This is a genomic window from Mucilaginibacter litoreus (assembly GCF_042676805.1).
In the GTDB taxonomy this organism is placed as follows: Bacteria; Bacteroidota; Bacteroidia; order Sphingobacteriales; family Sphingobacteriaceae; genus Mucilaginibacter; species Mucilaginibacter litoreus.
Genome location: NZ_JBHTHZ010000005.1, coordinates 451,853 through 478,086 on the forward strand (window position 1 = coordinate 451,853; position 26,234 = coordinate 478,086).

26 protein-coding genes are annotated in these 26,234 nt (G+C 40.5%); 11 read left to right on the forward strand and 15 right to left on the reverse strand.

Annotation, left to right across the window (positions count from 1 at the left end):
* Positions 1-65: 65 nt before the first annotated feature.
* From ACFQZX_RS10035 to ACFQZX_RS10080, 10 genes are all read right to left on the reverse strand, one after another.
* Entirely contained in the window at positions 66-1,145 is a 1,080-nt protein-coding gene (locus tag ACFQZX_RS10035; protein WP_377114556.1) for a hypothetical protein, read from the reverse strand.
* 85 nt (positions 1,146-1,230) lie between these two features.
* Positions 1,231-2,031: a hypothetical protein gene (locus ACFQZX_RS10040; protein WP_377114557.1), complete on the reverse strand. Its 801-nt coding sequence runs from the start codon at positions 2,029-2,031 to the stop codon at positions 1,231-1,233.
* 6 nt (positions 2,032-2,037) lie between these two features.
* On the reverse strand, positions 2,038-3,591 hold the full coding sequence (locus ACFQZX_RS10045; protein WP_377114559.1) for a phosphatase PAP2 family protein: 1,554 nt from the start codon (positions 3,589-3,591) through the stop codon (positions 2,038-2,040).
* A 3-nt stretch (positions 3,592-3,594) separates the two neighbouring features.
* Positions 3,595-4,530: a hypothetical protein gene (locus ACFQZX_RS10050; protein WP_377114562.1), complete on the reverse strand. Its 936-nt coding sequence runs from the start codon at positions 4,528-4,530 to the stop codon at positions 3,595-3,597.
* Positions 4,531-4,696: 166 nt separating this feature from the next.
* On the reverse strand, positions 4,697-5,251 hold the full coding sequence (locus ACFQZX_RS10055; protein WP_377114565.1) for a hypothetical protein: 555 nt from the start codon (positions 5,249-5,251) through the stop codon (positions 4,697-4,699).
* Between the two features lie 95 nt (positions 5,252-5,346).
* A complete protein-coding gene (locus ACFQZX_RS10060) occupies positions 5,347-6,042 on the reverse strand; it encodes a class I SAM-dependent methyltransferase (protein WP_377114568.1) in 696 nt (231 codons plus the stop codon).
* A 33-nt stretch (positions 6,043-6,075) separates the two neighbouring features.
* Positions 6,076-6,567: a DUF421 domain-containing protein gene (locus ACFQZX_RS10065; RefSeq protein ID WP_377114571.1), complete on the reverse strand. Its 492-nt coding sequence runs from the start codon at positions 6,565-6,567 to the stop codon at positions 6,076-6,078.
* 106 nt (positions 6,568-6,673) lie between these two features.
* The gene (locus tag ACFQZX_RS10070) at positions 6,674-7,471 is read right to left on the reverse strand and encodes an SDR family NAD(P)-dependent oxidoreductase (RefSeq protein ID WP_377114573.1); all 798 of its coding nucleotides are present in this window, start codon (positions 7,469-7,471) and stop codon (positions 6,674-6,676) included.
* Between the two features lie 37 nt (positions 7,472-7,508).
* Positions 7,509-8,369, reverse strand: a complete 861-nt coding sequence (locus tag ACFQZX_RS10075) for an SDR family oxidoreductase (protein ID WP_377114576.1) — start codon at positions 8,367-8,369, stop codon at positions 7,509-7,511.
* 24 nt (positions 8,370-8,393) lie between these two features.
* Positions 8,394-9,551 (reverse strand): zinc-dependent alcohol dehydrogenase, encoded by a 1,158-nt coding sequence (locus ACFQZX_RS10080; protein WP_377114578.1) that lies wholly within the window; start codon positions 9,549-9,551, stop codon positions 8,394-8,396.
* 175 nt (positions 9,552-9,726) lie between these two features.
* Here ACFQZX_RS10080 and ACFQZX_RS10085 point away from each other — a divergent pair, with 175 nt between their 5' ends.
* From ACFQZX_RS10085 to smc, 7 genes are all read left to right on the forward strand, one after another.
* Entirely contained in the window at positions 9,727-10,566 is an 840-nt protein-coding gene (locus tag ACFQZX_RS10085) for an MBL fold metallo-hydrolase (protein WP_377114581.1), read from the forward strand.
* A 193-nt stretch (positions 10,567-10,759) separates the two neighbouring features.
* A complete protein-coding gene (locus ACFQZX_RS10090; RefSeq protein ID WP_090466905.1) occupies positions 10,760-11,620 on the forward strand; it encodes a sigma-70 family RNA polymerase sigma factor in 861 nt (286 codons plus the stop codon).
* A 53-nt stretch (positions 11,621-11,673) separates the two neighbouring features.
* On the forward strand, positions 11,674-12,381 hold the full coding sequence (nfi, locus tag ACFQZX_RS10095) for a deoxyribonuclease V (RefSeq protein ID WP_377114584.1): 708 nt from the start codon (positions 11,674-11,676) through the stop codon (positions 12,379-12,381).
* 13 nt (positions 12,382-12,394) lie between these two features.
* Positions 12,395-12,712, forward strand: coding sequence for a hypothetical protein (locus ACFQZX_RS10100; RefSeq protein WP_377114586.1), 318 nt, complete (start codon positions 12,395-12,397; stop codon positions 12,710-12,712).
* Entirely contained in the window at positions 12,696-13,349 is a 654-nt protein-coding gene (locus tag ACFQZX_RS10105) for an ATP-binding cassette domain-containing protein (RefSeq protein WP_377114589.1), read from the forward strand. The genes ACFQZX_RS10100 and ACFQZX_RS10105 overlap by 17 nt, the downstream gene beginning before the upstream one ends.
* 11 nt (positions 13,350-13,360) lie before the next feature.
* Positions 13,361-14,146, forward strand: a complete 786-nt coding sequence (locus ACFQZX_RS10110) for a PhzF family phenazine biosynthesis protein (protein WP_377114592.1) — start codon at positions 13,361-13,363, stop codon at positions 14,144-14,146.
* A gap of 82 nt (positions 14,147-14,228) precedes the next feature.
* Positions 14,229-17,771 carry a chromosome segregation protein SMC gene (gene smc, locus ACFQZX_RS10115; RefSeq protein ID WP_377114595.1) on the forward strand — a complete coding sequence of 1,181 codons (3,543 nt, stop codon included), beginning with the start codon at positions 14,229-14,231 and terminating at the stop codon, positions 17,769-17,771.
* Between the two features lie 49 nt (positions 17,772-17,820).
* Here the strand turns inward: smc and ACFQZX_RS10120 are convergent, their stop codons facing one another.
* Genes ACFQZX_RS10120 through ACFQZX_RS10135 form a run of 4 tightly spaced genes read right to left on the reverse strand, consistent with a single transcriptional unit; the run spans position 17,821 to position 20,978 of the window.
* A complete protein-coding gene (locus ACFQZX_RS10120; protein WP_377114598.1) occupies positions 17,821-19,368 on the reverse strand; it encodes a S41 family peptidase in 1,548 nt (515 codons plus the stop codon).
* Positions 19,369-19,427: 59 nt separating this feature from the next.
* On the reverse strand, positions 19,428-20,042 hold the full coding sequence (locus ACFQZX_RS10125) for an HAD family hydrolase (RefSeq protein WP_377114600.1): 615 nt from the start codon (positions 20,040-20,042) through the stop codon (positions 19,428-19,430).
* Positions 20,026-20,319, reverse strand: coding sequence for a hypothetical protein (locus tag ACFQZX_RS10130; RefSeq protein WP_377114603.1), 294 nt, complete (start codon positions 20,317-20,319; stop codon positions 20,026-20,028). Before ACFQZX_RS10130 ends, ACFQZX_RS10125 begins: the two co-directional genes overlap by 17 nt.
* Positions 20,319-20,978, reverse strand: coding sequence for an ABC transporter ATP-binding protein (locus ACFQZX_RS10135; protein ID WP_377114606.1), 660 nt, complete (start codon positions 20,976-20,978; stop codon positions 20,319-20,321). Before ACFQZX_RS10135 ends, ACFQZX_RS10130 begins: the two co-directional genes overlap by 1 nt.
* 174 nt (positions 20,979-21,152) lie before the next feature.
* On the opposite strand from ACFQZX_RS10135, the gene sucC reads away from it, so the two are divergent.
* The 3 genes from sucC (at position 21,153) to ACFQZX_RS10150 (ending at position 23,795) form a co-directional block, all read left to right on the forward strand.
* A complete protein-coding gene (gene sucC, locus ACFQZX_RS10140; protein ID WP_377114609.1) occupies positions 21,153-22,346 on the forward strand; it encodes an ADP-forming succinate--CoA ligase subunit beta in 1,194 nt (397 codons plus the stop codon).
* 182 nt (positions 22,347-22,528) lie between these two features.
* Positions 22,529-23,059 carry a YceI family protein gene (locus ACFQZX_RS10145; RefSeq protein WP_377114611.1) on the forward strand — a complete coding sequence of 177 codons (531 nt, stop codon included), beginning with the start codon at positions 22,529-22,531 and terminating at the stop codon, positions 23,057-23,059.
* 115 nt (positions 23,060-23,174) lie between these two features.
* Positions 23,175-23,795 (forward strand): L-threonylcarbamoyladenylate synthase, encoded by a 621-nt coding sequence (locus ACFQZX_RS10150; RefSeq protein WP_377114613.1) that lies wholly within the window; start codon positions 23,175-23,177, stop codon positions 23,793-23,795.
* A 13-nt stretch (positions 23,796-23,808) separates the two neighbouring features.
* Here the strand turns inward: ACFQZX_RS10150 and trpA are convergent, their stop codons facing one another.
* Positions 23,809-24,579: a tryptophan synthase subunit alpha gene (gene trpA, locus ACFQZX_RS10155; protein WP_377114616.1), complete on the reverse strand. Its 771-nt coding sequence runs from the start codon at positions 24,577-24,579 to the stop codon at positions 23,809-23,811.
* Positions 24,580-24,721: 142 nt separating this feature from the next.
* Between trpA and ACFQZX_RS10160 the strand changes: the two genes are divergently transcribed.
* Positions 24,722-26,224, forward strand: coding sequence for a sodium:solute symporter (locus ACFQZX_RS10160; protein ID WP_377114618.1), 1,503 nt, complete (start codon positions 24,722-24,724; stop codon positions 26,222-26,224).
* Positions 26,225-26,234: the final 10 nt, after the last annotated feature.

Here is a 26,234-nt window from a genome sequence, read left to right on the forward strand (position 1 = left end):
GTCGCTTTAAAAAACAAAAGGCAGGGAAACCACGCCCTGCCCTTGCTTATAATATAACCAATTGATTAAAGTTTGAACGAGATACCGAAGTTTAATGAATAATCAGCGAATGCGGCATCGCCATTTACATAAGTGCCGGTCCTTTCCGAGTTTGCCTTATCTGTTACGCTTTGCGTGCGATCTCTTTTTACCGCTACTGGCACGTTTGCAAATATGTTGAACTTTTTAAAGCTATAGTTTACTGATGGCTCAACAGATAACACATAACCAGGGCGACGGAACGCATCGCTTTTGCCAATAAGATCATACACGGGGATACCTTCGATACGGCCACCTGCTGACAGTGTTAGTGCCTTGAAAGCACCGCTGAGCGTATAATTAAAACCTAGGCGTGCAAGAAACTGATCTGGCACACTCATAATATCTTCATTGGCCAGGTTAGCACTTAATGTTTCACGGTAGGTACGGGTACCGTTTGTATTACGCGGGTTGGCCATGTAATATAAGTTAGTGTAACCGCTGAATTTACCACCCAGGTTTAAGTATCCGTTTATCTCCGCAATAATGCCAACACCACCATCGCCTAATTGTATAGATTGGTCAACCGGCCTTTTAGAAGGGCTTACATTGTAAAAGTTACTCATGTAGTTATAATCGCCGGTTGGTAATTTTACGCCTAAGCCAACCTGAATGTTACCATTATGAGACTTATGCGTATCAAACAACCAACGGTTACCTACAATGCGCATATCACCAAAGCCATGAGAATAGGAACTATGACGCTCTTTGCCACCATGCTCATATAATGATGAGCGGGTGTTGATGAGATAAGGTATACCAACCGTTACCGACCAATATTTATCAAACGTACGGGTAAGGCTCAGGTCAATAGTATTTTGCCAGTTGATTACCTCGTTATGTAATACCTGTCTTTGCTTTTGCTCCTCTGTGCCTTTAAAGTGCCTAAAGGAACGGAAATAGCGGTATGATGCTGTAAAATACCACCCCTTATCTGAATTGGCATTAAGAACAGTATCAAAAATTGGGTGCTCCATAGTATTAAATGCACCATTTCCACGAATAGCTACGCAACCTTGCGCGTTTGATTTCAACGAATTAAAAAGCATGATTATAGCCATGCTCATAAAAAATTTATAAGTCAGTTTCATTTTTTGTGAATGATTAGGAATAAGTGTAAATGCCTGTTGCAGGCTATACCGGTTTAATTAATTAGGTTGATATTGTTATATTTTTTGAGATATGCGTATAAGATTTCATGAATCCGGGCTTGATAATCAGCCATAAGGCTATCAGGGTGCCATAACTTCCGCCGCGTTCTATCCATTCAAATAATTCATACTTAGGGTAAAATAACTCGCTGGCAACTTTCCAGATAACAAATAATAACACAACGTACCTGACTGGCTTGAGCAGGACGATGACTGCAGCTAACAACTCAAATACGCCAACGATCTGTGCAACCTTTGCCGGATCTGAAAACCCTAAAGCGGCGTACTGATTAAGCAGACTCTTTTTCTGGATCAGGTTAAGCCATCCATGCCCGGCAAGTAATAAAAAGCCTACCATTTTTAAGCAATTGTAAATGTTATGGATAGTGCGCTCATCTGCTTGTGCGTTCGGGTCAATCGGATCAAGTAAATGCTTAAAGCTTTTGATACCGCCAGATAATATCAGCATGGCCAACGGTGCCCCAAAATTACCGGCACGTTCAATAAATTCGGCAAAGGGTTCGCCGGATGCAGGCCTTAAAAAGGCAGTGAGACCACCCCAAATAACAAGCCATAAAGCAATAGCCCGCATAGGCCTTAACAGCATAACCATGCCAAGGGCTATATCGGCCGCGCCAACCCAGGGCATTAATGCGTAGGCTGTTTTTGTATCAATGCCAAATACAGCAAAATAGTTACACCATATCTGCTTGGTAATGATACCGAATGAACCATGGCCAATAAAACACATGGCTATAGCTATGCGTAAAACGTAATGTATTTGTTGTTGATTTTTGATCATGTTTATTTATTTATCAGCTCCATCTGCTTTGGCACGCATAACCGCGTACTCTCCTACCTTAATACCTATTTGCAAACCAACTTCACAATCGCTTCTGTAATGTATGGCACCATAAAGCCTTGACATTGCCGCCTCATGAGCCATATTCATAAAGGCTTGTTTTTTTTCTGGTACCAGATGCCCTAAAATAGTAGCCGCAGCACCACTGAAATTTGAGTGCCCGGATGTGTACGATGGAAAGTTTGGTATACCTGTGAGCGTTTTGATATCAAACATAACTTGTGTTGGGCGCGGGTTAAAATAATAGTATTTAGCATCCCAACATACAATTGCGGCATCCATTTCGGCCATATTCAATAAAGCCAGGTTACGCGCCCAGCGTACTTCGCTGTAGTTGTGCTTAACAAACTCATCGGCTGCTATACTGTTCCAGTGTCCCGGTGGGGTAACGGTACCTACACCATCGGCCCAAAAGGCCACTATACGCTGATGCTCGCGACTGTTGTTTCTGCTCATGGCCAATACCTCATCGGCCTCTTTCTTAAACTCTGGCGAGCTTGTTGAATACGGTGCGGGCGGCCTCAGATCAACAACAGTTTGTGGTGAAAACAGAAAAGGAATCACCTTTGTAAATAACGGCAGCATAGGCGGCCTTTTAGGTAGTTCAAGGCTTATCCACGGTAACTGCCCGGTAGAGCGGGTATCGTTTTCCAGTTTAGCCCAATCATCTTTAGTACCTATTGCCTTACCAGCGTTATCTGTACGTGCACGGGCTAAAAACACATCGGCAACCTGTTTACCTAATGATTCACCGGCGTCCATATCCGAACGTGTATTTGCACCTGCCATTATACGGTAAAGTTTCTCTTCGGCTGCTTTCTGACGGATATATTCCAAATCACCCGGAAAAAGCAACTCCATCATTTTTGAAGTAACACCTGCTACAACAGCATCTTCGCTTGGGTAAGCAGGCAGGTTTGACTGGGGCACAAGCGCTTGTATGCTCGCATCTGTTTTGTATGGTGCCGGGCGATTAAATTGTTTCTTAAATTTCCATGCCTGCACCAAAGCATCATATTGCGCGGCACTTACATAGGCATAAGCACGTGCCGCATATGGCGGGTTAGAGAATGGAAACAAAGGATAAGCCAGCGGATTAGCCGCACTGGGCGCCGGATAAGTACCATCATCATTTTGGTAAGGCGGTAAGTTATGCTTGGCCACAAGATCACGTAATATCTCGTTCCATCTTAATACCGAACCAGCGCTCCAGTATTTTATGATATCTTTTTGTTCCTTGGTTAAATTACGCTGATAACTTTTTATCTCATTTAGATCAGCCAGGTAGTTTGGTGAGGTAACAGCATCAGGTGTAGCAACTGTAAATGTAGACGATGCTGTAAGCACAGGTGTCCAGGTATCGGCATCCAGATCCTGATCAGATGGATTGAGCGCCGGATAAACCTCGTTGCGTTCAACTATATCCTTTTTGCAGCCGGCGTTAAAAAGCGATAATCCTAAAAGCACCACCGCTGTATATTGAGTTATGATTCTTTTCATCGCTTATTTTTCTGATTTATCTTTTTTTACTGAAAACACATAGTACACTCCGCCAAAGGCAGATAAATTCTGGCCATAGTTACGTCCTTTTAATACATAGCTTCCGCCGGCTGTAAACTCTAAACCGGGTATCGATTGAAACATATACTTGAACACTGCGCCCGCAGCTGTAGCCTCCATATTATTGCTTGGAAAAGGCATGTTGTTTTTAGTGATATCAAAGCCGCCAATAGTATTCATGTGCGTTAAAGTGGCCTCAGCATTAAATTTTAAACTGCGAAAACCAGTACTGAATAAAAAGTTGGTTACGTTGGGCATGGCTACCTGGTTGGTATAATGCATTTGGGTGGTATAGTAGGCGTCGCGGTCAATAGTGATATTGTCCCTGCGCATGTACTGCCCGGCACCAGCTACAAAGAAGCGGCCTATCTGATAGTTTACGAGCCCCCTAAGTGCAATATTTTTACTGCGGACGCCTATAGACAACGGCAGATAATCGGCCTGATAATTACCTAAAGGCAAACTTCCGGAAGCAATTGCATGAAAAGTAAGAAAACCGCCACCTAACTCCTGGTTAAACGCCAGCCACTTTACAGCCAGATTAATATCCTGTATACCTGTATTGTTTTTTAAGGTACCTGCAGATACATGTGTTTGCACATAGGGAACCATAAAAAGCACGTTTACTTTGTTACTTAAACCATAGTTTCCGCCAAGGGCAATGATATCGCTGCTAACAGTGCCCAGATTTAAGTTTTCTCGTTTAAAGGTGCCCTCCCAGTACTTATCCCAACTGTTATGAGTATAAACACCGGCAGCACAAAAGTAATTTTTTGGTATCATAAGCGCGTCGGTTTCGGTTTGAGCTACTGCCACGGTAGACAGCATGATACCAACAAGCGCCATACAATACACTTTATATTGTAAAGCTTTTTTCATAAATGGTTAATTAAAAAATTGGAATATTAGCATCAGCAACTGACAATCTCACTAATCAACTGCTGATGCTAAGCAAAGTATTTATGATGCCTACGTAAGCGCTCTGACAAAGCGCTTGGTAATGTCATTATGAATACAATTGCTGAAAAAAATCAAATGCTATTAATCAACCTATGGTGTTGGGCGGTTTGCCCGGAGATTCGATGTAAGGATGAGATAATATAGAAGATAAATAGTTATCTCGTTTTAAGGATTGGTCTTCAAAGCTAAGAAAGCTGTATTTAAAAACAGGATTATTGTATTCGCTGACAGGCGAATTTAATTTTTTTACAGGTGCCTCCTGTCCTTTTTTGCTAAGGGGCGCATCACTTACATTTTTCGCGATTATAGTATTAGCGTTAAAAAGTTTGTTTTTTACCTCGTTAGCCACGCAAACCAGGTACATGGTATCACGGGTCATTTTAACACCTACATAATTATAAAAGCCGTTTTTTAATTGTATCTGGCCTTGTATCCTTTCATAATCAGGCCAGTCATGCATGCCAGGGTTGTGTACCGGTACTTTTATCTGAACAAGTTGGGTAGCGTCAACTTTGTTTTCATAAATTTCTTTGACAATCTGTTGCTCGGAGCGATGAATAAAATATTCGAAGATGAGCGTATAACCACCTGCATTAAACAAGTGAACACTTAGCAGCAGTATTGCCAATAATTTTCTCACCAACAGGGTTATTTTAGGGTTATAACGATGTAAATTTATTTATTAAATTGAATATAACAAATTTATTACAACATTTTTAACCCTCTGATATACAATCAATCAGCAATAAACGTTAAACGCGCTAAATATTGATCCATATCATCCTCAAACAGCATTTCTGCCTGCCAGCCTTCTTCAACAGCAATCGTTTTTAATGTTTCAAAATCGATGTACAGCCATTTAAACCAATCAGTTTTTTGTCCCCTATACATGTATTGATATACTAATTCGCCATAGTAGCTGTCTTGTACAGGGGGTTGGTAATCATATAAATAAGCAATGTCAGACGAGTCAAACAGCAGCTGCCCACCTTTGTTTAACAGATTTTTTGCATGTTTAAAAAAAGCCCGCAGCCTGTTAATAGTACCACATAAGCCAATACCATTCATCATCAGCAATAAGGTATCATATTTTTTTGAATTGAAACTAAAGATGTCAACCTGAAAAGCATTTATAATTCCTCGTTGTTGCATAACCGTTACAGCAAGCGTGGAAATATCTATAGCCGTGACTTCAAAATTTCTTTGCTGCAGTACTAAAGCATGGCTGCCAGCACCTGCACCAATATCTAATATGGTTCCCAGGCAGTTATTCAATGCAACCTGTTCTAATTCGGGCATTTCGCATTCCGTACGAAAGTATATTTCAACAGGCATTTCTTCTTTTGGCCCATACTTGTTGTTGATCCAAAGTTTGTGATTGCCGTTTTGTTTAAAGTAATCAAATAATGCTTGCCCGAATATATCTTTCACTTTTGTGCTTTTTAACAAAGTAAGCGAAATGATTTATTTTTTCTTTTTTACAACGCTCAATTCACCGGTATTCTCACGATAAATTTTATCTACATCATTGTAATCTTCAGTATTAGCTTTAAGTCGTACATCGCTCATCAGGTCATCCTGTGTCATGAGGCATTTACGCAGGTTTTGCTCATGTATACGCCCATTTTCAAAAAGCACTTCCCTGTCTCCTTTTATAAACTTGTCAACCCATTTACGTTTGGTGATCAGCCATGCCAATGCCCTGTGTAAAATTACCATTGCAAGGCAGGCCCCTACTGTAGACCAAAAGGGCGAGGCGCCCACTATAGCCCTGCTTAGCACTGCGCCAAATATTATCTGGATGATTGTATCAAAACCCGTCTTTTTTGCAAATGTACGTTTGCCGGAAATGCGTATCAGTGCCATTGCTATAAAATAAATAACAACCGCACGGGCACTCATCTGATAAACTGTGAGATCTTTCCCTTCGCCAAATATTTTAATTAACAAATCCATAACAGTATATTAATAATACTGATAAGATTATTGTTTGAATACGAGCTACAGTAAAAGCAAAAGAGGCGGATAATCTATCCGCCTCCCCATTTTAATAACGATTATGTTATTTTTTATCAACAGGCTTTTGCATTTCATTCATGTTATGCGCTACCATAGTCTCAGGCATAATATTGCTCATACCCACCATCATTTTATTTTTAAAGCCCGATGTTACTTTATCATCACCAGACATTAAAGCATCGTAACCATCTTTTGCCACATCCGCCGGGTTAGATAACGAAGATTTATCCTGTACTATTTTAGCATCCTGCATATGTGCTTTATTGAAAAAGTCGGTATCCGTAGCACCGGGCAATAAAGCAGTTACTGTGATGTTATATTCTTTCACTTCTTCCCTTATTGCTTCTGTAAGCGATAACACATAGGCTTTAGTGCCATGATATACTGCTTGCCATGGGCCCGGAGTTACACTCGCTATTGATGCAAGATTAAGTATTTTACCTTCATTACGGGCTACCATTTCTTTAAGAAAGTGCTTGGTTAAAATGGTCAAAGCGCCTATGTTAAGGTCGATAATATTTAGCTCACGCTCTATATCGTTATCTTTAAACAAACCATAAGCACCCTGCCCTGCATCGTTTACCAAAGTATCAATCTGGTAGCCTTTAGCGGTAACCTCCTGGCAAAATTCAAATACGTGATTACGTTTCGACAAATCTTTTTCAAAGCCTATTACCTGAATACCCTCCTGCTTGAATTCTCGGGCTTTGTCTTCCAATATTTGTTTTTCGCGCCCTACTATAACCAGGTTGTATTTATCCTTTGCAAAAAGTTTTGCCAATTCATATCCTATTCCGCTGCTGGCCCCGGTTATGAGGGCCCATTTTCCTTGATTGCTCATTGTTTTTCGTTTTAATGTTAGATGTTTGTTTTTTAGTTTATCCGTTGACTACCTCGCCACCGTTAACGTGGATTACCTGCCCGGTGATATATGATGAATCATCTGAAGCAAGAAATACGTAGGCCGGCCCCAGTTCTGATGGCTGCCCCGCCCTTTCCATAGCCACATCTGTACCAAACGATTTAATTTTATCTTCCTCAAAAGTCGATACGATAAGCGGCGTCCATATAGGCCCTGGCGCAACTGCGTTTACACGTATTTTCTTTTTTGCAAGATTTGTGCCTAAAGAGCGGGTGAACGCAGTTATAGCACCTTTGGTTGATGAATAATCTATTAAATTTGGTGATGAACGGTATGCCGTTACAGATGTAGTGTTAATGATTGTATCACCTTCCTGTAAATGGTCTAAGGCTGCAGTAGCAAAATGAAAGTATCCAAAGATATTGGTTTTATAAGTAGTTTCCAGTTGTTCTTGGGTTATATCCTGCAATTCCTGCTGAGGAAATTGCACAGCAGCATTGTTAACCATGATGTTTAACTTACCAAATTCCTTTACCGTTTTTTCTACGGCTTGTTTCGCAAATGCCCTGTCTTTTACATCGCCTTGTATCAATAAACATTTGCGCCCTGCTTCCTCAACTATTTGCCTGATATCTTCAGCGTCCTGACTTTCCTCCAGATAGACAATAGCTACATCGGCCCCTTCTTTTGCAAAATGCACAGCAACTGAACGTCCTATGCCGCTATCGCCACCGGTAATTAAAGCCACTTTTTCTTCCAGCTTACCGGCTGCTTTGTAGGTAGGTTTAATATATTCAGGCTTCGGATCCATCTCAGCCTCTACACCCGGCTGATGTTCCTGCTTTTCTGCTACTTCTACTCCTTTATCATTTTCCATAACGTACTTTTTAACTGTTTACAATTAAGGCTTTAAAACCACTTTAACACAATTGTCTTCCTTCTTTTGAAATATATCGTACCCTTTAGATACATCACTTAATGGCAAGGTATGGCTGATGATATCATCCAGCACAACCTTTTCCTCTTTTACCAGGTCAATTAGATGGTCAATATAATTTAACACCGGTGCCTGTCCCATTTTAAGAATAATACCTTTGTCAAACAGCCTGTGCAATGGGAAGTTATCATAAGTTGACCCGTAAACACCCATAATGGTAACAGTCCCCATTCTTCTGACCGCTTTAAATGCCAGATCCAAAACTTTCATGCTGCCTATTTCAAAATTGATTGCTGCTTTGGCTTTATCAATAAAAGTGCGGTCCGGTTCAAAGCCTACGGCATCAACACAAACATCAGCGCCGCGGCCGCCTGTCATCTCGCGGATGGCTTCAACTACATCAACCTCGTTCGGGTTAAGCGTTTCCACTTTGTTCACAGCACGGGCTTTATCTAAACGGTAATTTAAAGGATCAATAGCAATCACCCTGCTTGCGCCGTTCAGCCATGCTGCTTTTTGCGCCATCAAACCAACCGGCCCTGAACCGAATATGGCTACTACTTCGCCGCCCTTTAGCTGTGCCCAGTCAATGGCCGACCACCCTGTTGGAAAAATATCGGTCAGGAACAGCACCTGCTCATCAGTCATATTATCTGGTACAACACGCGGACTAATATCTGCATACGGCACCCTTACATATTCCGCCTGTCCACCTGAGTAACCACCGTAAAGATCTGTATATCCAAACAAGGCCGCGCCTTTTTGGTCAAGCATATCTCCGTCCGGGCCATAGTGTTTGTAATTTGAGTTTTCGCACGCAGGCGATGCGCCGTGCTGACAAAAAAAGCAATGTCCGCATGCTATCGGGAATGGTACTACCACACGGTCACCTCGTTTTAAATTAGTGATATCTGCGCCAACCTCTTCAACAATACCCATAAATTCGTGGCCCATTACCATAGGCTCTTTCTGCGGAACCCCGCCACTAAGTATATGTAAATCTGACCCGCAAATTGCTGTAGACGTAACTTTTAATATTACATCCCGGGAGTTTTCAATGCGGGGATCTTCAACTGTATCGTATCTGATGTCACCTGGTTTATGGAATACTGCTGCTTTCATAGTATTTGTATATAATTAGTTTTAAATATAACAGTGGTTGTTTTTTATAGTTTCAGGAAATTTATTTAATGTGTAAATAAAACATTATCTAAAATCATTAATTGAATGCTATTATAAAGCAAACAATCCATCCTTAATCATACTGTATTGATAAAATCGCTATACTTGATGCACCATGAAATTACATACAATAGACACAGGTTTTTTTAAACTAGATGGCGGGGCAATGTTTGGTGTAGTGCCAAAATCGATCTGGCAAAAAACCAATCCGGCTGACGATAAAAACCTTTGTACCTGGGCTATGCGCTGCTTATTGATTGAGGAAGGCAACCGGTTGATCTTAGTGGATACCGGCATAGGCAATAAGCAGGACGAAAAATTTTTCAGCCACTATTATTTGCATGGCGATGCTACGCTTGACAGTTCTCTGGCTGCTAAAGGTTTCCACAGGAACGACATTACTGATGTGCTTTTGACCCATCTCCATTTTGATCATGTGGGTGGTGCGGTAGAAAGACTTGGTGATAAATTGCAGCCTGCGTTTAAAAATGCTATTTATTGGAGCAATGCCCAGCATTGGGATTGGGCTGTTAACCCTAACGAGCGGGAAAAAGCATCTTTTTTGAAGGAAAATATCCTTCCTATACAGGAAAGCGGTCAGCTCAAATTTGTTGATACGGTAGATGGTATAAGTTTTACAGAAGATATTACCATACGATTGGCTTATGGACATACCGATGCCATGATGTTGCCTCAGATCAACTATAAAGGAAATACCATTCTTTACATGGCCGATTTATTACCATCTGTAGGGCATTTGCCGCTACCTTATGTAATGGCTTATGATATGTTTCCTCTAAAAACTTTAAATGAACGAAAGTTGTATTGGAATGAAGCAGTTGAAAAGAATTACATTCTTTATTTAGAACACGATCCTGTAAATGAATGCTGCACTTTGCAACAAACCGAAAAAGGAATACGGGTAAAAGATGTATTTAAATTAGAAAATGTTTAACTTAGATTATTGTTAAATTAACACCAAACCTAAACCGTAAACCACAAAAATTATTCCAAAAATGCCTAAATAATTACTTTCTCATTTTATGGTAAAATACTGGTTTTCTTTGTATAAAAGTGGTATTTTAAGAAACAAATTTGTACCTTTGCACGTTCAATTCTAAATCAAAGAATCGAGGCTAATTAAATAAATGAGACAACTCAAAATAACTCAATCCATTACCAACCGTGAGTCACAGTCCCTCGACAAATACTTGCACGAAATTGGTAAAGTTGACCTGATAACTGCCGAAGAAGAAGTAATCTTAGCACAGAAAATTAGAGAGGGCGACCAGGCCGCATTAGAGCGTCTGACAAAAACCAACCTTAGGTTTGTTGTATCGGTTGCTAAACAATATCAAAACCAGGGGCTTACCCTTGGCGACCTTATTAACGAAGGTAACCTTGGCTTAATTAAAGCAGCAAAGCGCTTTGACGAAACAAAAGGTTTCAAATTTATTTCATACGCGGTATGGTGGATACGCCAATCTATTTTACAGGCCATTGCCGAACAAAGCCGTATTGTACGTTTGCCATTAAACCAGGTAGGTTCATTAAGTAAAATAAGCAAAGCTTTCTCAAAACTTGAGCAGGAGTATGAGCGTGAGCCATCACCTGAAGAGCTTGCTGATATTTTGGAAACAACTGTCGATAAGATATCAGACACGCTAAGCAACAGCGGCCGCCATGTATCTATGGACGCACCATTTGTACAGGGCGAAGAAAACACCCTATTGGATGTACTGGAAAACCAGGAGCCGAATACCGACTCGATATTGATCAATGAATCATTATCGGAAGAGATCAAACGCTCATTATCCACTTTAACAGAGCGCGAGCGCGAAATCATCGTTTTGTTTTTTGGTTTAGGGACCAATCATCCTCTGTCGCTTGAAGAAATAGGCGAAAAATTTAACCTGACACGTGAGCGTGTACGCCAGATAAAAGATAAAGCATTGCAGCGGTTAAGACATACGTCCAGAAGCAAGATATTAAAATCATACTTAGGTTAACAATAAAAAAACCTCCCTTAAACAAGCGGAGGTTTTTTTATGTTATAAAAAATATGGAGGATCCGAGCGGCTATGAGTTTTTTACACCTGCAGAGGCAATTGCTTACCAGGAAGAATTGCGCAATCGAATCACGATAAAGGAATTGATAAAACCTATCAAAACAATTGCCGGCGCTGATATATCATACAACAAATACTCAGAAATTTTATACGCTGCAATTGTGATGTTCAAGTACCCCGAGATGCAGGTTATTACTACATCAACGGCAATATCTCACACCTCTTTTCCTTACATTTCTGGCTTATTGGCTTTTAGGGAGGTGCCGGCATTATTTATAGCCTGGAATAACCTTTATATTAAGCCTGATGTGCTTGTACTTGACGGCCAGGGAATAGCTCATGAAAGGCGCACAGGTATAGCTACACATTTCGGCCTGCTTACCAACGCGGTTACCATAGGTAGTGCTAAAAGCCGCCTTGCTGGTAAATATCAGGAACCGGCCAACAGTACATTTGCAGAAAGCCCCATGTATGATAAAGACGAGCAGATTGGCGTTGCCTTACGAAGCAAAAAGAATTGTAACCCTATTTATATATCGCCCGGGCATAATATCAGCATACCGCAAAGCGTTGATGTTATTAAAAATTGCATTCGCGGCTACCGCATACCTGAGCCCACAAGGCAGGCACACCTGTTAGTAAATAAAATCAGAATAGAGCACGGGGATAACAATACTACACAGCTGGGGTTGTTCGATTGACAAGTAAACAACTATGTTAAACTCAAAAGGCGTAGTAAGGCAATTCAATAAACCTTATTATACGATTAACAACCTTATTAGTATTATTTGCGTGCTCGGTTTAATTAAATACGGAGCCGGTTTTATAGCTTTGGCCATTTTATTCAAACTCTCAGGATATGCGTTTCTGATACTTTATCAGCATTACGTTAAAAACAGGTCTATTTTATACTTTCAAAATGCCGGCTTTAGCATACGCCGTTTATACCTGCGCTCGTTCGGAGCAGACATGATCAGATTTTTATTACTTGGCTTAATAACAATATTCATACTGCATGGTATTAAAAGTTGACAGTGTGGAACTTGCCTTTGGCAACCGTAAAATATTACAGGATGTTTATTTAAGCTGCAGGCAAGGTGAAATAGTAGGTTTACTTGGCCGTAATGGCTGCGGGAAATCGTCACTATTAAAAATAATTTTTGGCGTATTAAGCTGTAACTACAAACATGTAAGTATTAATGATAATTATATCGTTAAAGGGTACTACAATAACCGTATAGCTTATTTACCACAGCACAACTATCTACCGGGAGAAATTAAAATAAAAGACCTTGCACCTGTATTAGTTGATCCTTTGTTTTGGGCTGAGTTTTCCGATCATTCGATATATAAAACGACCTCCAATTCAACACCTTCCGAATTATCCGGCGGCCAATTGCGTCAATTGGAAACACTCATGATCATTTACAGTCGTGCCGACTTTATTTTGCTGGATGAACCTTTCACCCATATCACACCTGTTATGGTGGATGAATTTAAGCACATCATAAAAAGATGTGCCGCTAAAAAAGGGATCATAGTTACAGATCATCAATATTATAACATCCTGGACATCAGCGATCGGATTATACTTATTAAAGATGGTTGTACTAAACATATCACTGACAACCAGGAATTAGTTACTTACGGTTATCTTAGCAGATACTAAACAACACTGTCATGACTATCAAAATTTACCAGGCCGACGCCTTTACAGATAAACTTTTTGGTGGCAATCCTGCAGCTGTTTGCCCGCTGGATGAGTGGCTGCCCGATGCAACCATGCAGAAAATCGCGATGGAGAATAACCTTGCCGAAACCGCATTTTTTGTTAAAAAAGACGATGGTTATTTACTGCGATGGTTCACACCAGAACTTGAAATTGACCTTTGCGGCCACGCTACACTTGCATCCGCCCATATCATTTTTACCGAATTAGGTTATGGCAAAGACACCATATATTTTGATACCGTAAAGGCAGGTACTTTAATAGTTAAACGTGATGGTGACAAATACCTGCTTGATTTCCCGTCGCGGCCACCTTTTGCAGCGGATATTCCGGAAGGCTTGATAGCAGCTTTAGGCGGTGTAAAGCCGAAAGAAGTATACCGAGCGCGCGATTATATGCTGGTTTATGAAAATGAAGAGCAGATAACAGCAATGGTGCCTGATCATTCTGCATTGGCAAAAATTGACACACTTGGCGTTATAGTAACAGCGCCAGGCAAAGATGTGAATTTTGTATCCCGATTTTTTGCACCTGCAGCAGGCGTGCCGGAAGATCCGGTGACTGGTTCGGCACATTGCAACCTCATCCCCTACTGGGCAAGCAGGTTGGGTAAAAACGAGTTACATGCCTATCAGTTATCCAGCCGCAAGGGAGAGCTTTGGTGCGAATTAAAAGGTGACAGGGTGATAATGGCAGGTAAAGCGGTTACCTATTTAAGAGGCGCTATTGAGGTGTAATTAGTATTGGTAAGCACTTTTAGCTTTCGGTTTAAATCCTTATTTTAAGCCCTTGTTTTAGGTTGAGCACGCGTCCTGATTAATGCAACTTACTAAATTAGAAATTAAGGGTTTTAAAAGCTTTGGCGATAAGATCACCATCAATTTTAATGAAGGTGTTACCGCCATTGCAGGCCCTAATGGTTGCGGCAAGAGCAACGTAGTAGATTCTATCCGCTGGGTTTTGGGTGAGCAGAGCACACGCATGCTGCGGTCGGAGAAAATGGACAACGTTATTTTTAACGGTACCAAAAGCCGTAAGGCAGCTAACCTTGCCGAAGTATCGCTAACCTTTGACAACACCAAGAACATCCTTCCTACAGACTTTTCGCAGGTTACTTTAACACGCAGGCTATATCGTACCGGCGAAAGCGAATATCGCTTAAATGATGTACAATGCCGCCTTAAGGACATCACCGACCTGTTTATGGATACCGGTGTAGGGCCCGACTCCTACTCTATCATCGAGTTACGGATGATAGATGAGATCATCAATAATAAAGAAGGGTCACGCCGTAATTTGTTTGAAGAAGCATCGGGTATATCCAAATACAAGCTCCGCAAGAAGCAAACCTTCAATAAGCTTAAAGATACGGAAGCTGATCTGGAACGTGTTGAGGACTTGCTTTTTGAGATTGAAAAGAACCTCAAAACTCTTGAGAACCAGGCTAAAAAAACAGAGCGTTATTACCGTTTAAAAGATCAGTATAAAGCACTCAGCATATCGCTGGCATCTTTTCGCATTGCTAATTTCAGCAAATCGCTTGCCCAAATAGAGGACAAAGAACAGGCCCAACGTATAGAGAAATCTGCCATAACCACACAGATAGACACCTTGGAGGCGGCTTTGCAAAAGGACAAGCTGGAAAGTATCACTCGTGAAAAAAACCTGGCAGCGCAGCAAAAAGCCAATAATGAGTTTACTGCCAAAATTCGTGCTTATGAAAGCGAAAAACGGATAAAGAACGAACAGCTTAAACACCAGCAGGATAAAGAAGCCCGTTTAAAAGAAGAGTTGGAACGGGATACTAATCAGCACAAGCATGTTCAGTACAACATCAAGCGGCTTAATGAGGAGAAGCTTCAGGAAGATGAAAACCTGCAGGCCATCACTCGAAAGGTTGCCGAACTAAAGGAGGCTGTTGACGAACTACGCGAGCAGCAGGCCGAAGCACGTAACGAACTGAATGAACTGAACTCGGTAAGTAACCGCCTACAAAGCCATGTTTATAAGGTTGAAAAAGATATTGATATCCTAAACATACAACAGCAGGCGCTTGAGCAGGAAAGCCAGCGCAATATGGAGGATACCACCAATAAAGAGGCTGAGCTTACCCTTTTCAATACCGTTGTAGCAGAATTGAGCAATCGGGTTGAGACGCTTAAAAATGAATACGAACTTGCCGTTGATGCTGAAAATAAACTGCAGGAGCAAATACAGCAAACAGAAAGCGAACTTAAAACGGTAACAGAAAGTATTGCTGCTGATAGCCGTAAACTCGATGCAAGGCAAAACGAATACAACTTAACGAAAAGCCTGGTGGACAACCTCGAAGGTTTCCCGGAGTCGATACGTTTTTTAAAGAAGACTTCCGGCTGGGCTAAAACGGTTACTTTGTTTAGTGATATACTGTTTTGTAAAGAGGATTATCGTGTAGCCATTGAAAACTACCTTGAACCGTTTATGAATCACTATGTGGTGAATAATTACGAAGAGGCAATCGCGGCAATTAACCTTTTAAGCAATTCAGCCAAGGGGCGGGCTCAATTTTTTATATTGAGTAACTATAAAGATGAACCTGCTATCAACAACAGCCTAATTGATTCCGCTGCAATTCCGGCCCTTTCTGTAATTGAGTTAGACGACCGGTATAAGTCATTGTGTACTCACCTGTTAAACGGCGTTTACCTTGTAAACGATAGCACCGATAATGATATTAACGGATTACCACTGCCTGATGGTGTTGTTTTAATAGGTAAAAGCGGTAAATTCAATAAATCGCAACATACAATGGCAGGCGGCTCGGTAGGTTTATTTGAAGGTAAACGTATTGGCCGGGCCAAAAACCTGGACAACCTGCTGAAAGAAATCAAACAGTCAGAAACCCGCATACAAACCCTGAAAAGCAATACGGAAGAACTTCAAAGCCGTTTAACAGCTTTGAAAGCGGCTGGTAGAGCTAACGAAATACGGCAAAAACAATTTGAACTTAACCAGTTGAATACTGAACTGGTAACCGTTAAAACAAAGCAGGAACAATATCAGGCGTTTATAGAAAACAGCCTTAACCGTAAGCAGGATATAGCCAACAAAATAGCAGGCATTAAACTGGAGATAGCAGATCTTGGCCCTCAACTTATCGACCTTAAAGATCAAAAGCAAACGCAAACCGAACTAATGGTTGAAAAGCAGGCTTTGTTTAATGAACTGAATGAGATGCTTACTATCCGCTCTAACGCTTATAACCAGGAAAATATTCGCTTCCATCAGCAGCAAAACAAAGTATCTGGCCTGGTTAAAGACCTTGAATACCGCGAAACACAGCTTGAGCATCTTGATGCACGGATTAATCAAAACAGCACCGAACTTGAAAAAGTAAAGGCCCTGATATTAGAAAACCTGCAGCAAACCGGCGATAGTGACGATAACCTGCTGGAAATGTACGAGCAGAAAGAAGCGTTGGAAAAAGGCACTGCTGAAGCCGAGCAGGAATATTATAAATGGCGGGCAGCTATCACCGAAACCGAGAACGAAGTGTCAAAGCTGCGCCAGCAAAAAGACCGTACAGAGGCAATAGAGAACGAATTAAAAGACCAGCGCAATAACCTGAAGCTGGAGCTAAATGCCTTACGCGAAAGGCTTTCGGTTGAGTTTAATGTTGACATCAATGACCTGCTTGAACTGGAGGCTGATGAAACAGAAAACGAAGAAGAAACACGCGAAAAAACAGAGAAGCTGAAACGCCAGCTGGACGACTTTGGCGCCATCAACCCCATGGCTGTTGAAGCTTATAACGAAATGAATGAGCGTCATGGATTCATTCAATCACAGAAAAAAGATCTGGCAGAAGCTAAAGCTTCTTTGTTAGCTACCATTCAGGAAATTGACGATACAGCCAAAGAAAAGTTCATGAATGCTTTTATATTGGTTAGGGAAAACTTTATTAAGGTATTCCGGTCATTATTCAATGAGGAGGATTCCTGCGACCTGACCCTTACTGACCCTGAACATCCGCTGGAATCTGACATTGATATCATTGCCAGGCCAAAAGGTAAGCGGCCGTTATCCATCAATCAGTTATCTGGGGGTGAAAAAACGTTAACGGCTACGGCAATTTTGTTTTCGCTCTACCTGCTAAAGCCTGCTCCGTTTTGTATTTTCGATGAGGTTGACGCGCCGTTGGATGATACCAATATTGATAAATTCAATAATATCATTCGTAAGTTCTCAAAAGAATCGCAATTCATTATCATATCGCATAATAAACGCACCATTGCCTGCACAGATATTGTTTATGGTGTAACAATGGTTGAGCAAGGTATTTCCCGGGTAGTACCTGTAGACCTGCGCGAACTTGCCGATTAAATAAAAAAAGCCGGACATGTTTAATATCCGGCTGTAAAATTTTTATATATCAGTTAGGTTTAAGATTTTTCAGAATCATTCCTTTAAATTTATTCCCATCCATTTTTATACCTGCTTCTCTCGATTCGTCGGCTGAAAAGGTTTGTCCTGCTGCCAAACTTTGAACCCTCGGGCCAGATTCTTCAAATGTTCCTTTATTTACATAATTCAACGCATAAGAAAGTAATAGTTCAGAAGGATCGCCAAAATCTTTAGTCAAATCATCAGCGGCCTCTTTACCCGGATACTTTGATGAGCCTGGTTTCATACCTGTATAGTAGCCTCCCTGAATCAATGAATTCTTTGTCTCAAATTGTGGAACATAAAGCTCATACTTGTTAATTTTAAGTGGAAAAAAGCCAACTGGCTTTCCGTAGCTGGTAGTGCCTATAAGCTTTACATTTAAACCAGAAACAGGGATCAAATTGTTGATAGTAAGTTCGCTGGCTGATGCCGTGGAACCGGTTACTATAAAAAAAACATTGTTTAAACTTAAGTTTGGCAAACCAGACTTTGAAAACAGGGACACATTATCATCTGATTTAAAGCTATAATCAAACATGGTATAATGTTTTCCCTGAAAGGTGAATGGCTGATTTTTGAGTATTGTTGCCTTACCGTTAGCCATTGTTTCATTAAAGTACATTTTAAACATAACGGTACCATTAACCGTAGAAGGCGCAATCAGATTTGTCAAATATTCTGCAGTTTCAACTTCTCCCCCACCATTATAACGCAGATCGACCACCAGACTGGAAATATTTTCCGACTTAAATGTATTGAATGCGGCAAGCAATGGTGCCTGCGCCAGTTCTAACGACACAAAACTGTTAAAGGCAATATAACCAACTTTTTTACCATTCGCTTCAATCACTTTTGAAACCAATACAGGGTTTTTTTGATAATTAGAGGCAGATAACGTAGCATCAAACTTTGAGCCATCTGGCTTTTTAAGTGTCATGGTAATGCTTTTGCTATAAGCATAAGCGTTCACAATAAATTTAACGTTTGGGCCGCCCTTATCATACTCTAACCCACTGCCACTACGGCCATTTATAGCGGTGATTTGATATCCGCGTTTGATACCTTTTACATCGGCAGGCGACCCCGGATAAACATATTTTACACGCAAGTCCTCATCTGTTTCATAAGCCGGGGCAAAGCCAAAATCCTTTTGTTCACCATTCAATTCACCCGAGGTAGAGCCATCATCGATAAAAGAATATTTAGCATAGCCGGGAGCATCTTCATAGTACTCATAAGCTTTGCCGGTTTCAGGGTTTACGGTCTGTTGAGTCAATGCGTCAACTTCATTTGATAAAGCTTCTAAATCTGTGGAACCATTATATGCGCGCGGATGAAACTTGGCGTAAGTAGGTAGCAGGTCATTCCAGTAATAGGTTTGCTGCGCGTATAAATAAATCGAGTCTTTGATCAAGTCAAGTGTCGAACCCTCCTTCGATGGCCCGTCAACTCCGGGGGTGAATTTATTATCTTTCTTACACGAAGCGATAAAAATTGCTGAAAGCAAAAAGACGGAGTATAATAGTTTTCGCATACTTTTATTAATATTCAGAGAGTTAACGGTGTTAATTTACATAAATTATACTGTGGTAATTATATTATTTCATCAGCTCCGGCATAATCTATACCGCATGCCTCTGCACATAGAATATCTGTTTCAGAACCAGAAATCATAAAAAGGTCCCTTCGCTCAAAATTGTGCTCCTGCATTAACCGCATTATAATGTCAGGTTCAGGTTTTGGTAGGGTTTCATTCGCAAAATAGCAGGTTAAATACGGCTCAAGCCCGTGCCACTCTACCTGTCTTATTTTGTTCAGTTGCATTTGAGGATCACCGTTTGTTACAACGAATACCTGTTTGCGGTCTGTTACAATCTCCTGCAGAAATGCTAACATATTTTTATACAGCAAAAGCTTTAAAGGCAATCTTGATGTTAACAGCATCAGCTCAAGTTTACTGCGGTATTTCTCATCAATATCGAGTTGATTTAAAAGCGCATTATAAACTTCTTCCTCACCTTTAGTATTATACGTATTTATCATCAGCTCGGTTGTCCTTGCTGCGTTATTTAATTCGGTATACTCCAAAAGATTAGCAAACAGGTAATATATCTGGTAATAGTAATCCTTGGCAGGAAAAAGCACATTATCCAGTTCAAAAATAAAAGCTTTCTTACGCTGATCTATATCGTTATAAGTTAGTGGCATCAATCAAATCGATATTGTATTCATAAAACAACTGACTGGATTTTAACAAAACATCCGCTTCTGCCCGGCTGAGCAGGTAAACGGTTTCAACTTTATTATCCAGGCAAAGCGTCAGCATCTCGTGGGTATAGGTATCACTTGCGGGGTTGGGCAGTGTAAGCATTTTCATAAAAGCCGGCACCTCATTGTAATCGCCTAATATAACATCTGCATCATCTAACCCTGCTTTAAGCTGGTATGCCCTTGCTGAAGTTGCTGCGGTTATAAGTACTTTCACTATAAACTTTCTACAATTAAACCATCTTTCATTAATATGGTGCGGTCGGCCATATCCGCCAGATCTTCATTATGTGTCACTATCACGAATGTTTGATTAAAATCTTTCCGAAGTTTTATAAATAATTCATGCAATTCCAGTGCATTTTTAGAGTCGAGGTTACCTGATGGTTCATCAGCAAATATCAGGGCCGGGTTGTTAATCAATGCACGGGCCACGGCTACCCTTTGCTGCTCCCCTCCAGACAATGCCCCGGGTTTATGCGTTATCCTGTGCTCCAGGCCCAGCATTCTCAGCAGTTCTACGGCTTTCTTTTCAGCCTCCTGGCGAGGTGTTCCTGCAATAAAAGCAGGAATGCAAACATTTTCTAAAGCCGTAAATTCTACCAGTAAATGATGGAACTGAAAAATAAATCCTATTCGCTGATTACGAAAAATACTTAGGTTTTTGTTATTGAGCTTACTTACCTCTGTACCATCTATATAGATATTGCCTTTGTCGGGTGTATCTAAAGTACCCAATATATTCAGCAAGGAACTTTTACCTGCTCCGGATGCACCAACAATGGTTACTATCTCCCCTTTTTTTACTTCCAGATCAACTCCCCTCAGAATATGTAGGTTGCCGTACGATTTATGGATGGATTGCGCTTTTAGCATAAGACGAAGTTACTATTTTTTGCCCCTATTGTATAGGCAGATGAACAAGAGCGTAGTACTTTTGTAAAAAATCAGCAGCAATGCTGCTATTAATGAAACTAATATTCATTATAAGCGCTATCAACTTTAAAATAAAAAACAAAATTGTAGCTTTACCGCAAATACTTCGACAATATGAATATTCACGAATATCAGGGCAAAGCTATTTTAAAGAGCTTTGGCGTAAGAGTACAGGAAGGCATTCTTGCTGAAACGCCGGAAGAGGCGGTTTCTGCAGCGCAAAAAATGAAAGAAGATTTCAACTCCGACTGGGTTGTGGTAAAAGCGCAGATTCATGCCGGCGGCCGTGGTAAAGGCGGTGGCGTAAAGCTGGCCAAAAATCAGGATCAGGTAAAAGAGTTAGCCAGCCAGATCATCGGTATGCAATTGGTTACCCCGCAAACCGGCCCGGAAGGTAAAAAAGTTAGCAAGGTTTTAATTGCGCAGGATGTTTATTATCCAGGCGAAAGCGAAACCAAGGAATATTACATGAGCGTACTGCTCGATCGTGCAAAAGGACGTAATATCATCATGTACTCTACCGAAGGTGGTATGGACATTGAAGAAGTTGCACACTCAACTCCTGAAAAAATATTTAAAGAAGAAATTGATCCAAAAGTAGGTTTGCAAGGTTTCCAGGCACGTAAAATTGCCTTTAACCTTGGTACAAGCGGCGAAGCATTTAAAGATATGGTTAAATTTATAACCGCTCTTTACAAAGCTTATGAAGCAACAGATTCTTCACAATTTGAGATCAACCCTGTCCTGAAAACATCTGATAATAAAATTTTGGCTGTTGATGCCAAGGTAAACCTGGATGATAACGCATTATACCGCCATGCTGATTACGCGGCTATGCGCGATACCGCTGAAGAAGACCCTACCGAGGTTGAAGCAAGCAAAAGCAATCTTAACTATGTAAAACTTGACGGTAACGTAGGTTGTATGGTTAATGGTGCAGGTTTGGCAATGGCTACTATGGATATCATTAAACTTGCCGGTGGTGAGCCTGCCAACTTCCTTGACGTTGGCGGTACTGCTAACGCGCAAACTGTTAAGGCTGGTTTTAACATCATCCTGTCTGATCCTAACGTTAAAGCTATCCTGATCAACATTTTCGGTGGTATAGTACGTTGTGATCGAGTAGCACAAGGTGTGATTGATGCTTACAACGAAATTGGAAACATTCCTGTGCCAATTATTGTTCGCTTGCAGGGTACTAATGCCAAAGAAGCTAAAGAACTGATAGATAACTCTGGTTTGAAAGTTTATTCTGCGATTTTGTTAAAAGAAGCTGCAGAACGTGTTAAAGAAGTTTTAGCACAATAATATATAGTTGCTTAAGTATTAAAGGGGGCATCTGCCCCCTTTTTTGTTAAAATCAATAAAACAATAATGTTGTCAAAACTTGTTATTAATCTAATTGTCTGACTATTGTAATATCAAAAAGTAAATTATATGTTTAAACATACAATTTATACCTTTGTCTAACAAAACAAACTAAAAATATCATGGCAACAACAAAATGGGTATTAGATCCAATGCACTCAGAGGTTCAGTTTAAAGTTAAACACCTTGTAATATCAACAGTGACGGGCTCGTTCAAAACTTTTGAAGGCTCCCTGGAAACAGAGGGCGATGACTTTGATGATGCAACAATCGATTTTTCATTAGATGTTGACAGCATAGATACCAACCAGGGCCAGCGTGATGAGCACTTGAAAGGACCTGATTTTTTTGATGCTGCTTCGCATCCAAAAATTACTTTTAAATCAACATCATTTACAAAAGATGGCGATGATTATAAACTTAACGGCGACCTTACCATTAAAGGGGTTACTAAACCAGTTACCCTTGATGTTGAGCACGGTGGTACTGCTACTGATTTTTATGGCAATAACAAAGCTGGTTTTGAAGTAACGGGCAAAATTAACCGTAAAGAGTTTGGTTTGACATGGGATGGCGTAACAGAAGCTGGTTCAATTGTAGTTGGTGAAGACATTAAACTGATCATCAACGTACAATTCGCTAAACAGGCATAAAACTTATTGCAATTGATTAATGACAGATTGATTGCTTCATATATTATTGAGCCATTCCTAACGGAATGGCTTCTTTTTTTTAAAACTATTTACGGTTTATATTTGCTGTACCAGTATGCTGATTAAGATATATCCCGAAAATCCAAATCCGAGGGCCATCGAGCAGGTGACAGATGTATTACGCAAAGGTGGTCTGATCATCTATCCTACCGATACAGTTTATGGTTTAGGCTGCGACATTACAAACCAGAAAGCTATTGAAAAGATAGCCCGGTTACGAAACATTAAACCGGAAAAAGCCAATTTCTCTTTCATTTGCTACGACCTTAGCCATATATCTGATTATATCAAACCAATAGATAACGCCACCTTTCGCTTGCTGAAGAAAGCATTGCCAGGGCCATTCACATTTATCTTCAATGCCAGCCATGCAGTACCAAAACTTTTAAGTTCCAATAAAAAAACAGTGGGTATACGTGTACCGGATAACAATATAGCCCGCGAGATAGTGAAAGTTTTAGGTAATCCTATCCTATCAACCTCTATACATGACGATGACGACATTATTGAGTATTCAACAGACCCCGAGCTTATTCATGAAAAATATCAGGAACTGGTTGATATTGTGATAGATGGTGGTTATGGCGAGAATATACCTTCAACTGTAGTTGATTGCACATCAGGCGACTTTGAGATTTTGCGCGAAGGTAAAGGTGATTTACAGGAATATTTATGATATAGATAAAAGTTTAGCCCTTGATACTTTTTATAAAGCCGGGGATTTGAGCAAGATAATTCTCCTGAGCAAGCAGTTTCACAAACGCGCTACCTACTATAGCCCCATTTGCATATTCACAAGCTTTTGAAAATGTCTGATGATCTGAAATACCAAATCCGATGATCGCCGGATTATTTAATTCCATGCCTTTAATGCGTTTATAATAACCTTCTATACTTTCGGTAAGTTGAAGGTTGCCGCCGGTTATAGATGAAGATGATAAAAGATATATAAAACTATTGCTCAGCTCATCTATTTTGCGTATGCGCTCCTCAGAGGTTTGAGGTGTAACTAAAAATATATTGCTCAGGTTATTATCTTCAAAATAATCCCGGTAAAGCATTTCATATTCATACATTGGCAAATCCGGCACAATTACCCCATCAACGCCAACGGCTGCTGCTTCTTTGCAAAAACGCTCAACCCCGTATTGAACTATTGGATTAACATACCCCATCAACAATACAGGGACATTAACACGCTCGCGTAAACCTTTAAGTTGATCAAACAAAGCGTTAAGCGTCATGCCATTGTCTAAAGCAATTTGTGAGCTGTTCTGGATAATAGGGCCATCAGCAACCGGATCGGAATATGGAAACCCAACTTCCAGGAAGTCGGCGCCCGCTTTTTCAAGCGCCTCGGCAATATCAAGCGTGCTGTTAAAATTCGGGTAACCGGCAGTAAAATATATAGAAAGCAAATTTTGTTTCTTTGTCGAAAACAGTTGATTGAGGCGATTCATTTGAACAGTACTATTGAGCATAAACATCCGGCTGAACAGTTGTAATGCCGGCGCACAAAAATATCGTTAATAAATATCTTTTCCGCTTTTTTGTTTACTATATCATAATCATTTACTTTAGGGCACAACGTTAAATTAAATTATGTCGCCCGGAGTACTTCTTACATTTATTATAGGTTACTTTTTGGTGTTGATGGTTATTTCATACCTCACATCACGCAAGTCATCAGACAATGATACCTTCTTTATAGCAAACCGTAATTCCAAATGGTACCTGGTTGCTTTCGGCATGATAGGTACTGCGCTTAGCGGTGTAACGTTTATTTCTGTACCCGGTAAAGTCGGCGCCCCAAGCGGCGACCAGTTTGCATACTTTCAATTTGTATTGGGCAATGCCGCAGGCTTTATAGTCATAGCCACGGTGCTTTTACCGCTGTACTACCGCATGAAGTTAACATCAATTTACAGTTATATTGAGCATGCCTTAGGTACATGGAGTTACAAAACTGCAGCAGCTATATTTTTATTAAGCCGCACTATAGGTTCTGCTTTCAGGCTTTACCTGGTGGTTATTGTGCTGCAAAGGTTTATTTTTGATAGCTACGGTATACCCTTTAGTATTACGGTACTGATTTGCCTTCTGCTCATCTGGTCGTACACGTTCAAAGGTGGTCTAAAAACCATTATTATAACCGATAGCCTTCAGACACTGTTTTTGGTTTCATCCGTGTTTCTGTCGATATATTTTATATGCCGCAGCCTGGACATGAACATCTTTCAGACGGCTGAGGCTATCAAAGAAAGCAGTTATTCAAAGATTTTCTTTTTTGAAAATTTCCTGAGCAGTCATTTTCATTTCAGTAAACAGTTTTTAGGCGGATTATTTATTACCGTAGGCATGACCGGCCTGGATCAGGACCTGATGCAGAAAAACCTGAGCTTAAGCAACATCAAAGAGGCGCAAAAAAACATGTTCAGTTTTACAGCGGTTTTTGTAGTGATAAACATATTTTTCCTGAGTGTTGGCGCCCTGCTGTATATGTATGCAGCTAAAAATGGCATCACTGTCGAAAAAACCGATTACCTGTACCCTACTATCGCGTTAAAATATTTAGGCATTATACCTGCCATGGTATTTATGCTGGGGCTAACTGCGGCAACCTTTGCCACTACCGATTCGGCGCTTACGGCTTTAACTACATCTTTTTGTGTTGACTTTTTAGGCTTCAATAAACGAAAGGACACAAATAGCAAGAAGATGGTTAACCTGCGGCACTATGTGCATATCGCTTTTTCCGGCCTGATGTTTTTAACCATTATTGCGTTTAACGCCCTAAATAACGATGCTGTAGTAACTGCCATATTTAAAGTTGCTTCATACACCTACGGCCCGTTGCTTGGTTTGTACAGCTTTGGCCTTTTCATGAGCAGCAGGCAGGTTAATGATAAATTTGTTCCCTTCATCTGTCTAATTTCTCCGGCGGTTTGTTACTTTTTAAGTACCGATTCTAAAGAAATATTAGGCGGTTACGTTTTTGATAATGAGTTGATCATTGTAAATGGGCTGATCACGTTTATGGGGCTTTGGCTTACATCAAAACAAAGGCTTAATCAGCCGGTTGCCAGTTTAAAAGGCTCAGTATAAAACTTACCAA